At 46.0% G+C, this 12,716-nt stretch carries 7 protein-coding genes; 1 reads left to right on the top strand and 6 read right to left on the bottom strand.

Annotated features, from left to right (window positions below):
* Positions 1 to 169 precede the first annotated feature (169 nt).
* From HQN90_RS13410 to HQN90_RS13400, 3 genes are all read right to left on the bottom strand, one after another.
* Positions 170 to 2,455, bottom strand: coding sequence for a glycoside hydrolase family 95 protein (locus HQN90_RS13410; RefSeq protein WP_173219018.1), 2,286 nt, complete (start codon positions 2,453 to 2,455; stop codon positions 170 to 172).
* 549 nt (positions 2,456 to 3,004) lie between these two features.
* Complete coding sequence (locus tag HQN90_RS13405) at positions 3,005 to 3,256, bottom strand: hypothetical protein (protein WP_173219015.1); 252 nt, start codon at positions 3,254 to 3,256, stop codon at positions 3,005 to 3,007.
* Between the two features lie 42 nt (positions 3,257 to 3,298).
* Positions 3,299 to 4,579 carry an L-cysteine desulfidase family protein gene (locus HQN90_RS13400; RefSeq protein WP_173219012.1) on the bottom strand — a complete coding sequence of 427 codons (1,281 nt, stop codon included), beginning with the start codon at positions 4,577 to 4,579 and terminating at the stop codon, positions 3,299 to 3,301.
* A gap of 243 nt (positions 4,580 to 4,822) precedes the next feature.
* On the opposite strand from HQN90_RS13400, the gene HQN90_RS13395 reads away from it, so the two are divergent.
* A complete protein-coding gene (locus HQN90_RS13395) occupies positions 4,823 to 6,667 on the top strand; it encodes a methyl-accepting chemotaxis protein (RefSeq protein ID WP_173219010.1) in 1,845 nt (614 codons plus the stop codon).
* Positions 6,668 to 6,762: 95 nt separating this feature from the next.
* Here HQN90_RS13395 and HQN90_RS13390 read toward each other — a convergent pair whose 3' ends face one another.
* The 3 genes from HQN90_RS13390 to HQN90_RS13380 all read right to left on the bottom strand — a co-directional run bounded on the left by HQN90_RS13390 (position 6,763) and on the right by HQN90_RS13380 (position 12,704).
* Positions 6,763 to 8,244, bottom strand: coding sequence for an S-layer homology domain-containing protein (locus HQN90_RS13390; protein ID WP_173219007.1), 1,482 nt, complete (start codon positions 8,242 to 8,244; stop codon positions 6,763 to 6,765).
* A 113-nt stretch (positions 8,245 to 8,357) separates the two neighbouring features.
* Positions 8,358 to 10,529: an amidase family protein gene (locus tag HQN90_RS13385; protein ID WP_246362318.1), complete on the bottom strand. Its 2,172-nt coding sequence runs from the start codon at positions 10,527 to 10,529 to the stop codon at positions 8,358 to 8,360.
* Positions 10,530 to 11,021: 492 nt separating this feature from the next.
* Positions 11,022 to 12,704 (bottom strand): glycoside hydrolase family 13 protein, encoded by a 1,683-nt coding sequence (locus HQN90_RS13380; protein WP_275942577.1) that lies wholly within the window; start codon positions 12,702 to 12,704, stop codon positions 11,022 to 11,024.
* Positions 12,705 to 12,716 lie beyond the last annotated feature (12 nt).

The raw sequence follows: 12,716 nt of genomic DNA, 5'->3' as shown, positions 1-12,716 counted from the left end.
CCCTTCATTTCTTGGTTGTAACTTCATTATCACTTAAAAGCCCCCTTGAAATAAGGAATAGATTTACACATCGTCAGTAACATATTTACTTATTTTTTGCTGTCCAAGAGAGATAATAACGATTAGATATAAAAGAACCTCCGCCTTTTTTAGGCAGAGGTTCTCCATATTAAAACATAAGGTGATACTGTTCTCCAGGTTGTGTGTCAAACTCCAATGTGCCATTAACGATACTCGTTGAAATTGACTCTTTCACACTTTGAACTTCAATTCCCGCTTTAAAATTATACCTTAGACGGCAGCGCCGCCCCAGCTTGGAACGGATTATCGCTTTATCCAGAACACCTTCACTCCAGCGGAGTTCCAACTCGAATCCGTTCCTGGCGCAAATGCCGCGAATGCTTCCAGTCGCCCAGCCAGCAGGCAGCGCCGGCAGCAGCCGGATTTCGTCTTCATCGCTCTGCATAAGCATTTCTACAATGCCTGCAGCCGCTCCGAAATTCCCATCGATTTGAAAAGGCGGATGGTTGTCAAAAAGGTTATTATGCGTAGAGTGAGTAAACAGCGTCTTGATATACTGATTAGCCAGTTCGCCTTCTCCCAAATGCGCCCATAAGTTAATGATCCAAGCGCAGCTCCACCCCGTATGTCCGCCTCCATGGCTAAGTCTTCTGTAGAGCGTTGTTCGGGCGGCAGCTAGCAGATCCGGAGTTTTACGGCTAATACTGTGCCCTGGAAACAAACCGAACAAATGCGAGATATGCCGATGCCCCAGTTCTGTCTCCTCATGATCCTCAAGCCATTCTTGCAGTTGACCGAATTTCCCAACCTGCATCGGAGGCAATTGTGCACGTTTCTGAATGAGTAGTTCCCTGAATACTTGATCCTGCCCAAGCTCCTCGCTTGCCCGGATACAGTTTTCGAACAAGTCGTCAATGATTTGAACCGCCATTGTTGGACTCATATCGAGTGCAGTTTCCATCCCATCTGCGGCTAAAAATTTATTCTCGGGCGACGTCGTCGGACCGGTGACGAGCCATCCGTAATATGGATGCTCGACCATAAAATCAAGATAAAACAGGGCTGCTTCCTTCATGAACGGATACGCCCTCTTCTCCAGCAACTCCCTATCCCCTGTAAACAGATAATGATCCCAATAATGCCGGCTGAGCCATGCCGCACCTTCCTGCCACAGCAGCGAAGACGTTGCCCGCAGCGAAGTGTTCAGCCAAGGATTCGTCCGTGTGCTGAGCACCACTCCATTGCAGCCGTAGCGCTCTTGAGCTGCCTTGCGTCCCGGTTCAACGAGTGAATCCATGAGGTCAAATAAAGGTTCGTGCAGCTCGGATAAGTTGCATGTTTCGGCGTGCCAATAATTCATTTGCGTGTTAATGTTAATCGTGTAATCCGAGAACCAGGGAGGCGTAAAACTATCATTCCAAATGCCTTGCAAATTAGCTGGCATCGTCCCTTGCCGAGAACTAGCAATTAACAGATAACGACCATACTGAACATACAATGCTGTTAAGTAGAGATCGTCCTGCACAAATTTCAATTGAGAAAGGCGTTCATCCGTAGTAAGCTCTTGATACCTATCCTCACCCAAATCGATATCCATGCGTTGAAACAAGATTTGGTAGTCGTTAATATGATCCGCTCTCAATTGTTCCCACGATTTCATTCTCGCCATGTGAAGCAGCGATTGGTTCGCACCTTGCGGATCCTTATGACGGTATGTCGTATTCGCGGTAACATACACCGTAATTGCCTTGCATTCCCTGAATATGACGGAATCATTTGTTGAAAAGCAATTTCCCCCTTCGGAATGCACTTCAATAGATGCATCGAACTTTACGCCTTCATACTCACATTCGCCGCGGAGAGCCAGTCCGCTTGCACCATTCTGATATACGCTTGCGCCGGATTCACGATCCATACGAATACAACCGCTCAAAGTAGGCTTACCGCTGGCTTCCAAGCGAATTACCATAACGAGATCAGGGTTGCTGCAAATAACTTCCCGCGTATAGCAAGTTTCGCCAACATAGAAGCTGGTTTTACAAACGGCTTGTTCGATATCCAATTCTCTGTGATACTTCGTTATATCTCCAGGCGGCAAGTCAAATTTGATATAGAGATCTCCCAATGGCTGATAATTGCCGTAGTATGGGTTAAGCGGTGTTTGCATAGATTGCTCCGCCAACTCATGCGCCGTGCGGTAATCCCCTTCAAACAACAAGCTTCGAACTTGGTTGATCGATTCCAGAACTCTAGAACTCGCGTCATAATGCGGTTTGCCCGACCACACCGTTTCTTCGTTCAGTCCGATTCGTTCCTCGTGAATGCCTCCGTAAATCATGCCGCCGATTTTGCCGTTTCCAACCGGAAGCGCCTCTGTCCATTCCTCAGCCGGACGATCATACCAGAGGCGCCAATGTGCTTTTGCATTACTCATTTATTTTACTCCCCCTAAAACTCCATCATTACTGATCGAAGAAAGTATAGCATCTTCAAAAAACTCATATTTTCATTTATTTTCGCATGTATTTCAAATTTTTTCGTTTTACAAAAAATTACACACAAAACCGCGAATTTGCGGGAACAAGGCTGATCTGAGAACCTGTGTAGTTTGATACCGTTCCCCCGTATAATTTGGTGACAATAATATTCTTACAGCTCCGTATCAATAATTAACCCTGCCCCAGAAAAAAAGGCGCTCAAAAAACCCTCTTTCCAAACCTTCCCCGTCTGCTATCAAGCATCGAAACGTTCTCACTCAGCTTCCTCCTTGCTTGTTAATTCATTATTACCTACGAAGTCCCTATAAAGTAAGGAATAGATTTATTTATCGTCAGTAACAAATTTACTCTTTTTTGAGGAATTGAGAGCGTCCAATGACAAAAATAACCGCACCGAGCAATACGCTCGCATGCGGTCTATGAGGCAAAATCCTTATCCTTCGCCGATCGGTACAAATCCTTCCGGAGTGTCAGTCAAGTAGGTATTAAGCGTTGCATACCGCTCCCCTTCCGCAACGCCTGCTAGAAGCGCCATCACTTGCGTCTGCATGCTGAATATGTTCGAACGCCAGCATCACATTCTGATGTGTAACAATGCCATCATCCGATTGATCCATCGGCGCCCAGTCGAGCAGGTTCCAGCATTTCCGCTGCGAAAGCACGGTTTCCCGTATGCTCTGCGTACTCCCGACAAGCCACGATCCAGAACTTAAAAAAGACCAGAAGCCCATATCCATGGAATTCCGGTCTTTTTGTTCAGCACAAGAATGTCTTCTATACTACCTATTTTTATTCATCATCATTTCGAGAACAAGCTTGTCAATTTCCGAAGTTGCTTCATTCCCAATCCGGCAAAAGTTATCAATGGTCTTCTCGGCATCTTCTTCGATAAAGCCATTCGTCGATGAAATGGACATACCTTTGGAAGCGAGAAGCGCAGATTGCACTGCTGCACTCGTGCAGGTCGCTACTTTCATCGCGCAGCCGCCTTTGGCTCCATCACACATCATGCCCGTCACATTGCCAAGCATGTTCTGAATAGCTGCTTTAATCTCCTTTTTTCCGCCGCCAAGCAAATAGGCAATGCCGCAGCTTGCTCCCGTAGCGGATACCGTAACTCCGCATAAGGCGGATAATCGGCCGAACTTGGATTTGATATGAATCGTGACCAAATGGCTTAAAGCAACGGCACGAATGAGTTGTTCCTCCGATGAACCTAGCTTCTCAGCTGCCGCGATAACAGGGTTCGTCGCTGCAATGCCCTGATTGCCGCTGCCGGAATTCGCCATGACTGGCATGCTGGATCCAGCCATACGGGCATCCGATCCAGCGGCTGCTAGAGCCATGGCATGCGAAGTCAGGTCGTCGGACAATATTCCTATTGCCACATTTTCCTTAATCGTCTTCCCAACTTCAAGCCCATAGGCATGCGCCAAACCGTCTAAACCTGCTTTACGGTTCAGTTCAATACTTTGTTTGACCAAGTGGAGGTCTTCAAGATTAACAATATTCACGAAATCCACAATAGTGTCTATCGTTAGCTCGTTCCGATCCTCTTTGGAACTCTTGAAGCTGGCATTTGCGCAGCCCCCTGTGTCCACAACTTGCCCGTCGACTTCGATCAGCGTAATATTCGTATGATTATCTGTAATAACAACCTTGGCATATCTTTGTTCGGATTCGACAATGACCTCAATGTATAGCTTCTTTGTTGTGTCCGCAAGCTGGAAAACAGATAGGCCTTGCTCAACCATATACTGAGCCATAGATATATCTTCTGATTTAATATCTGCGAGGACTTCAAGCTGTTTCTCCGCTTGCCCGGCAATAGCTCCTAATGCTGCAGCTAAATCGATCCCGGTCAGCTTCGTTCCAGGTATGCCGACAGCAAGTGCATTTTTGATAATTCCAGCGCTGGCTTTCACCGTAATTTTGTCAATGTGCCCTGGCATATAAGTTCTTGCCTTTGCCGCAGCAAGAGCTATTGCCACCGGCTCTGTGCAGCCAAGAGCGACAACGAGTTCGCTTTTCAAAATTTGAACGAATGTATGTGTGTCCATGATGTACCTCCTTTACCACCGACAGGTACCCAAGACCTCCGAATGATGATTAAAATATACTATAGTTGGTACAATCAATACAACTAATTAATGTCATTAATTAATTTTGATATAGATAAAATCTATAATCAGACATAGTTTTTATTGATAAATTTAACAAATTCTTTGAACACCGCTTACCTTCTCCGAATTAATGTACGTTAAACTAACTCTATTATATATTCTACAAAACGGAGGGCAAGCATGCACAACATCAAATTCTCCAAGCGGAGGAACTGGATTCAACAACGCAATAAGGAATGGCTAGGCTTCTGCAAAGCCGTATTCAGAGGAAACGCTGGTCGTGTAATAGCAAAGGCAAAGCCCTTTACGGTGCGCAAAAAATTGCTCGGCTCTTTTCTGATTACGATCGTTTTGTCAGCAATCGTTGGCTTTACCGGGCTAATTAATATGTCATCCATGCAAAAACTGACAGGAGAAATTACTAACTCTTCCTTGCAGGGAATCAATACCATCAACAAAATTAATTTGCTTGCGCAACAAATGCTAGCCTTGCAGGCTACGATGATTATGGAACCGAATGAGGATAATAAAAAGCAGTTCATCCCGCAGTCTGGCGCGATTTTCAAGCAAATCGACGATAATTTGGTGCTTTATAGCCAAAAAGTGCAAAGTGACGAGGAACGCATGCATGTTGGACAATTGAAGGCCAAATGGTCTGCCTATAAAGACGTATACTCGGATTCATTCATTATGGCAACAAGGGTCAATTTCGTGGAAGGTGCTGGTGCCTATGCTGACCAGATTTCCAAGATGCTGAAGAAGTCCAAAGAAGCCTATGAATCGATGCAGCAAGAGATCGATGCCCTAGGCAAACTGAATTTCGACGGTGCTGTAACTTTATCCAACAGCAGCGAAGGCCTCTACTACAGCGCTGTTCGCAACACCGGAATTGCGGTATCTCTTGCGGTTATTCTCTCCATTGGTCTGGCGCTCCTCCTCTCAGCCAATATTGCCGAGCCAGTGAGACAAGTATCCGCCACCCTGCAAAAAATCGCCGAGGGAGACCTTTCTTCCTCAGCCATTAACGTCAAAAACCGCGATGAAATCGGGCTTTTGGTTCATTCACTAAATCGTATGACCCTGAATCTCCGAGACACGATTAAGCAAATACGCGACACATCCGATACCGTCGCAGGGTCGTCCAATCAGCTCCTCGAACATTGCGAACGCAATGTTGAGGCCGCTGGCGAGGTGAAGCAATCCATAGAGAGCGTAGCTGCAGGAGCAAGTGATCAGATGTTAGGCGCTGAACAAACCAGCGTGGCCATTGATCAAATTATAGATGGCCTCAGAAAGATTGCAGACTCTACCGTAGAAGTTTCGTCGATGGCTGCGGAAGCTTCACTGCAAGCAAGGAAAGGCGACTCCTCTGTACAAACCGTCGTTCATGTGATGCATAACATTAGCGAAGCCGTCGTCCATGGCGAAAAAGGGATTCGGAAACTCGAAGAACATTCCCGCGATATCGGCAACATTGTCAATCTGATTGGAGATTTATCGCAGCAAACTAACTTGCTAGCCCTGAATGCAGCGATTGAATCGGCACGGGCAGGAGAATACGGACGAGGTTTCGCTGTTGTCGCTCAAGAAGTCAAGAAACTATCTGAGCAATCAGCTAATGCGGTTAAGCATATCGGCGCAATGATCAAGCAGATCCAAACAGATACGCACCAAGTAGCCATTACGATGAAGCAGGGACTAGGCGAGGTAGATAAGGGACTGGAGAGCATTGGGCAAGTGGAAGTATCCTTTGCGAACATTGTTTCTTCCGCGGAGGATGTCAATCGCAGCATCCAGGGAGCGGCAACTGCCGCTCAAGTGTTGGCGGCAAGCTCTATACAGGTGTCCGTGACCATCGAGGAGATGAACACCATCGCTCATCGCTCGGCTTCTTCGGCAACAGCAGTTGCCGCAACGACCGGAAGGCAGCTTGACTCTCTGAGCGGCATGGCAGGTTCCGCCCATTCGTTAAGCAGCATTTCCCAGAACTTGAGACAATCGGTCAACCATTTTAAAGTAAATTAATTCAAAAAAAGTTAAAGGACCTTTTAGATAAGTCCTTTAACTTTTTTTCATTGTGTACCGATCCCCTGGGTCATCAGCTTTCTTTCAGACTGCGTTTACTTCGTTAATTTCAGCGCTCTTAGAATGACAGTTGCAGCTTCGGCGCGAGATGTGTTCGCCTGCGGCTTCACTGTATGGTCTTCATAACCATCAACCAATCCTTTGGCCATAGCGGTCGCAAGAGCAGTACGTGCCCAATCCGATATCGCCGGGCTATCGGTAACATCAATGTTCTTACTAACCGGCTCTATCTGAGCGGCACGAATGACGATCGCTGCCATTTGCTCTCTTGTTATGACATCGTCAGGACCAAAAGCCTGTTCCGTATAGCCGTTCACCACACCAAGTGCAGCGGCAATTGCAATCTCATTTTTTGCCCAATGTGCCGACGTGTCATCGAAATTCAAGGCAGCCTGCGCTTTCAGATTCAAAGCCTTGACGATAACGGCAACGAATTCAGCTCGCGTGATTTGGTTGTCTGGTTTAAAAGAATTGTCTGGATATCCGTTGATTGCACCTAACTTGATTAACTCACGGATGCTAGCTTCAGCCCAATGTCCCTTGATATCGGCAAAAGAAGTTCCAGCAAGATCAGAATCTTTTTTAGCGGAAATCAAAACCGCAAATTTGGTGAAATGCTTAACAGATCCTGAAGCCGTCCCATTAACTTGGTCCACGTGCAGATCATCCAGTAGAACCCATGTATGCGTTTGTTCATTCAACCAATATACACCTACAAAAGACTTTGTAAAGTCCACTACCGATTTGTCGAAAGGCAAGGTAATGACAACAAGTTTTTTAAACTCGCCTTCTTTATCTTTTTTAATTTCATAGACATCACTTATTAATTTGAGCGATGAGTCAACGGGCAGCATAGAAATATCGCTTACTTTATCTACGGTCACCTTAATATCATTATCAAGAGCTCCGGCGGGCACATCAATTGTAGCGCCATGTAAAGTCAACGATCCACCCTCAGCGGCAATGATATCTTCTTTGGATGGCACTCCTCCTCTGCCTCCTCCGCTGCTGCTTCCTTCATCGCCTGTGGTAACAATCGAAGTGCTGACCAATGCGACAGATGTTGTAGATTGAGACTCTTTGGAGTCGATAAGCAAAGTATCTTTCAAAGCAACGCTAGCTGAACCATAACCTGTCGTTGTGAAGGTAAAGGTAGCAAGATCTTGCGCTCCACTGTCGCCAGCTGCTTTCCCTGACTTGGTATGGGCAAACACAAGATGGGTTCCGCCCTCCTCAGAAAATGCAACGGGTGTACTGAAACCGACGATAGACGTCGATTCGCTACCCAGCTTGAACTTCAATTGATTCGGATTGAAATACAGATTTAGCTGATACGCATAGACATCTTCCAGATTGCTACCTTTTACAGTAACTGTGAATTCTTTACCCATGTTCAGGACATTCTTGGAAGCTTCTAAAGAAATCGATGGTGAATAGGGTGCCGCCATGATTTGTTGCGGCAGTAGCAGGATGAATAGCAATACCATCATAAATAGAGCCTGTTTTTTACGCGCCATAGCCAGGTTCGTCCCTTCTCATTTAAAGAATCGGATGATAGGATCTCCCCTCATTAGGAATCCCTATCATCCATTTATTTGGATCGCATGATGTCTATCGAGTCGGATTCGTATTAAGGCAGCGCTGGTACACTTTTCGGTGCTACCCGGTTATGTGTTGCTTGCTCATAGGAATAACCAATTTTGATTAACTGGCCTTCCTCATAAGGTCGAGCAAGAAGCTCAATGGCAATCGGTGTTCCGTTAGTTACGTAACCTGCCGGTACGCTGATTGCTGGGAAGCCGGAGAACGGGCTTAGACGGTTGGCGTTGCCGCCGCTGGTCGGTGTCGTAGTAGCTGGATAAAGCAGGACATCGAGATTATTGTCGGCCATTAGACGAAGCAGCGATTGCTGCGTCAAACGCGTTCTGAATAACAAAATATCTTTGTAATCTTGATTGGTATCCAGTGACGCCACATTGTTTCTCGTGGTTAATGTAGATTTCAGAGAAGACAAGAAATCCGTTTGGGAATTGACAATATCCGTTAGTGAATGATAGCGAACGGAACTAGGATTGACCAAGCGCGGGTTGGACAAATAATCATTTAAATTGTATTTGAATTCATAGGCGCTTAAGCTCGAATAGCCCACAATGGTGTCTGCATTAGGGATATAGACATTCGTGACAACCGCGCCTTGAGCCCGCATGCTGTCAGCCGCTTTGTTCAGCAGGCTAAGCACTTCTTGATTGCTGCCGATCACAGACGTATTGGTGACAAGCCCGATACGCGCGCCTTTAAGCCCGTCTTTAACCAAATAATTCGTATAGCTTGTCGGCTTTTTGCCAATGCTGCCTGCTGTTACAATGTCATTAGGATCGTAACCGCTCACCGCATCAAGCATGATAGCTGCATCTGCTACTGTCCTCGTCATTGGACCGCCAACATCCTGGGAAAGTGCCAACGGAATGATGCCATCTCGGCTCGTCAAGCCGATTGTAGGTCTAATCCCAACGATGCTGTTGTAGGAGGAAGGAATTCGAATAGAACCGCCTGTATCCGTACCCAGCCCAGCAACCCCGAAATTAGAAGCGATGGATGCTCCTGTTCCACCGCTGGAACCACCTGGATTTTGGGTCAATACGTAAGGATTTTTCGTTTGGCCGCCTAGTGAGCTATTCGTGTCTGTATTGATGGCAAATTCACTCAAATTGGCTTTGGCCAATATGATGGCTCCGGCATCCTTTAACTTCTTGACCATATAAGAATCGCTCACGGTCTGGTTATCTTTCAGACAGGTACACCCAGCACTTGTAGGCATGTCGACGGTGTCATAATTGTCTTTCACAATGATTGGGATTCCATGCAGCAGGCCACGCGGACCTGTATCCTTGCGTTCTTGATCCAGACTTGCGGCAATTGCTGCAGCATTTGAATTAATCGTAATCAGTGATTTAATCGTTGGACCCTGTTTGTCATAAGCAGCAATCCGATCCAAATACATCTGAACGAGTTGCACCGACGTCAACTTGCCGGCTGCCATCTCATTCTGAATGCCCATAATATCAGCTTCCATGAGTTGAAACGGCTGTCCGTTGTCGTAAACAATTTTTTTGCCAAGATACGCAAGATCCGCGATATTGATGATGCCGTCATTGTTGAAGTCTGCGGATGAAACGAATCCCCAGTTCGGATTCTGGGCATCGATACCGAAGTATTTCATTAATAAAGCAAGATCTCCGACATCCCAAACATGGTTGCCGTTAAGATCGCCCTGAACCATGCTGGATATTTGGAGTGGCATGGAGGAAGCCTGCGTCTGTATGATGCTGCCATCAGAGAGCCCCAGCTCTACGGAACCCGTGATTCCGTTAAGGTCTGTCGCCGTCTTGGCTTTGAAGGCTAACGCAAGTACTGGACCCGTTTGAGTCAGTCCTCCCGCAGAATCGGTCACGACGATGCTGATTTGGCCAGGCGCGCTATTTTCACTTACGATGTTTAAGCTGGATTTGGACGACGTCGTTTTTATGTATTCAAAGGCTTCCTGATTATAGGCAAACACAAATTTACCTACGGTTGAATCATTTGGTGCTCCAATCAGTGAAACATTCACATACACTTGTTCATTTACACTGATGGAGGCTGGACCGGACAGTTGAACTGTCGGTGTAGAGGGACTGGTGACTGATGAAGCGCTGGCCGTAGAGACCCCAAACGGATTGAGCAAGAGCAGGGCATTCATCGAGATGCTGAGGAGCAACAAAATTGCAATTCTATAAAAGCTTCTATTCAATGATTTATTCATGGTTCCCTCCCGTGTAAGTAAATGTGACATTTTGATTATGGATTATCATGAAATCTTCAGTAAACACTAAAAAGTAAATATATATGTTAGGTTTTAGATATAAAACCCAACCTCCCCCTTAACTCCCCCTTCAATAAATTAATATTCAAGTTTTAATATGTCATATTACATAACACATACTAGTTGATTACTACATGACTATCAAGTAGAAATATAGTCAAAAAAGCGTATACATATATAGCAGTCTTATCCTTGCTAACTCTTCCTTTATCTATCTCGCGAATTAGGAAACGAGCAGTGTCCTCCTTGCTAGTCATTATCAAAACGCTTGAATTTCCATCAACCTCATTTCTTCCCTAAATTGTTTTTTCTTCCCTTTGAAATCATAAAAAGCACCGCAATCGTGAATCACGAATGGCGGTGCTTTTCATATAAATTTGATAACAACTAAGAGGCCTCTCAAAATGCGCCGAGAGGCCTCATAATCAACGTTTAGTTTAGCTTGAATACCTGAGCTTCATAAGGACGAAGCTCCAAACGCTGCAAATCCAAATCTTTATTTATCTCATAGTTGCCTATGAGCTGCTCACTTGATGTACAGGCAACCGTATTCGGAAGCTCGAAGGTTACAGGCGTCTCATAGAAATTCAAAACAACCAGCAAGCGCTCCTCTCCCAAAGTCCGAGTATACGCATAAATGCGTTCATCCTGTTCCAGAAGCAAGTCATACTTTCCGTATACGATCACATCATGCTGCTTGCGAAGCTCAATTAAACGGCGGTAGTAATGAAAAATGGAATCTGGATCATTCAGTGCTTCTTCGGCATTGATCTGCGTATAATTCGGATTTACAGTAAGCCACGGCGACCCGGTTGTAAAACCGCTATGCAAAGTAGTGTCCCACTGCATTGGGGTGCGGGCATTATCTCTTCCCTTGCTGTAAATGGAAGCCATAATGTCCTGAGCGCTATGTCCCGCTTCGCGGTATTCCTTGAACATATTAAGCGTCTCGATGTCTTGGTAGTGATCGATCGAATCGAATTTGACGTTCGTCATACCAAGCTCTTCACCTTGATAAATATAAGGTGTCCCTTGCAGCGTGTGAAGCAGCGTAGCCAGCATTTTGGCGGATTCCTTGCGAAGTTCGCCATCATTCCCAAAACGTGAAACCATTCGCGGTTGGTCATGATTGTTCAAATACAAGCTATTCCAGCCTTTGCCATACATCTCGTTCTGCCACTTGCTCATAATGCGCTTAAACGCAGGAAGTGTCCATGGCTGGACATTCCACTTTCCACCAGGCCCGGAATCAATATCCATCAGCTCGAACTGGAACACCATATTCAGTTCGTTCCGATCCTCGCCAACGTACTTGATTGCTTCTTCCGGAGTCACGCCTATCGTTTCACCCACGGTCATTACATCGTATTTGGACAAGACCTCACGGTTCATTTCCTGTAGAAATTCATGAATTCGCGGACCGTTCATGAAGTGTTCTCCGCCGAAATTGTAGGTTCCCTCGCCCGCCGCGTCCGGTAAGCCTTGTACCTTGCTGATCAGGTTAATGACATCCATCCGGAAGCCATCAATTCCTTTGTCGAGCCACCAAGTCATCATGTCGTACACCTCACGGCGCACTTTTTCATTTTCCCAATTCAAGTCTGGCTGCTTCTTGGAAAATAGATGAAGAAAATACTGTCCCGTCGCATCATCTAACTCCCAGGCCGATCCACTGAAAAAGGAAGACCAGTTGTTTGGCTCCTGCCCGCCTTGGCCGTCCCTCCAAATGTAGTAATCCCGATAAGGATTCTCTAAGGACTTGCGAGACTCAGCAAACCATACATGCTCATCCGAACTGTGATTGACAACAAGATCCATGATCAGCTTCATGCCGCGGCTGTGCAGTCCGTAGAGCAGCTGCTCCCAATCGCCAATCGTGCCGAAGTCATCCATAATGCTTTGGTAGTTGCTAATGTCGTAGCCGTTATCATCGTTGGGAGATTCGTAGACGGGAGACAGCCAAATGATGTCCACCCCAAGGTTCTTTAAGTAATCCAATCTCGAAATAATGCCGGGAATATCCCCGATGCCGTCACCGTTGCTGTCTTGGAAGCTGCGGGGGTAGATCTGATACACAACGCTTTCTTTCCACCAAGTTCTATTCAAGTTGTTCATATTGACACTCCT

Source organism: Paenibacillus alba, assembly GCF_013204855.1.
Classification (GTDB): Bacteria; Bacillota; Bacilli; order Paenibacillales; family NBRC-103111; genus Paenibacillus_E; species Paenibacillus_E alba.
Note: the sequence above shows the minus strand (reverse complement) of the source record. Positions and strands in the feature narration are given on the sequence as shown.

Coding starts and splice junctions, on each gene's coding strand:
- HQN90_RS13410 (WP_173219018.1), bottom strand. CDS start 2,455: ATGAGTAATGCAAAAGCACATTGGCGCCTCTGGTATGATCGTCCGGCT.
- HQN90_RS13405 (WP_173219015.1), bottom strand. CDS start 3,256: ATGGATATGGGCTTCTGGTCTTTTTTAAGTTCTGGATCGTGGCTTGTC.
- HQN90_RS13400 (WP_173219012.1), bottom strand. CDS start 4,579: ATGGACACACATACATTCGTTCAAATTTTGAAAAGCGAACTCGTTGTC.
- HQN90_RS13395 (WP_173219010.1), top strand. CDS start 4,823: ATGCACAACATCAAATTCTCCAAGCGGAGGAACTGGATTCAACAACGC.
- HQN90_RS13390 (WP_173219007.1), bottom strand. CDS start 8,244: ATGGCGCGTAAAAAACAGGCTCTATTTATGATGGTATTGCTATTCATC.
- HQN90_RS13385 (WP_246362318.1), bottom strand. CDS start 10,529: ATGAATAAATCATTGAATAGAAGCTTTTATAGAATTGCAATTTTGTTG.
- HQN90_RS13380 (WP_275942577.1), bottom strand. CDS start 12,704: ATGAACAACTTGAATAGAACTTGGTGGAAAGAAAGCGTTGTGTATCAG.